Origin of the sequence: Seonamhaeicola sediminis, assembly GCF_004358095.2 — a bacterium.
GTDB classification, from domain to species: Bacteria; Bacteroidota; Bacteroidia; order Flavobacteriales; family Flavobacteriaceae; genus Seonamhaeicola; species Seonamhaeicola sediminis.
The window spans coordinates 1-411 of the sequence record NZ_SMZJ02000042.1; the positions used below are offsets into that span (position 1 = coordinate 1).

Sequence of the window (411 nt, forward strand, 5' to 3'; positions counted from 1 at the left end):
TGAGTCGTCCTAAAATAGGTTGACCGATTATTGAATAAAATTAGTATTAATATTTGAACCATCAAAAGCTAGCTTTTGATGGTTTTTCTTTGTCCATTTTTTAAGTTTTATGTTCTGCTGTTTATGTGCTTGACTAGGAGTTAGCATTTTGATTGACAGATGGGGTCTTAAGTTATTATAAAGTAATATGGACTCTTGTAATTGCTTATGCAGTTGTTGATTGCTCTTAAAGATTTGATCCAACCCAAATTCATCTTTAAGGATTCCATTGACTCTTTCCGCTACTGCATTTTCATAAGGGTCATATTGCTCAGTCATACTTATTTGGATATTGTTTTGCTGCAATATATGAGTATACTCATGGCTGCAATACTGTAAACCTCTATCAGAGTGATGAATTAATGGATGTTT

The 411-nt window shown here is 32.6% G+C and carries 1 protein-coding gene; it reads right to left on the reverse strand.

The genetic code is table 11. The features are described 5' to 3' along the window. Positions 1-27: 27 nt before the first annotated feature. On the reverse strand, positions 28-411 hold a 384-nt coding region (locus E1J38_RS15035; RefSeq protein WP_145774548.1), incomplete at its 5' end, for an integrase core domain-containing protein.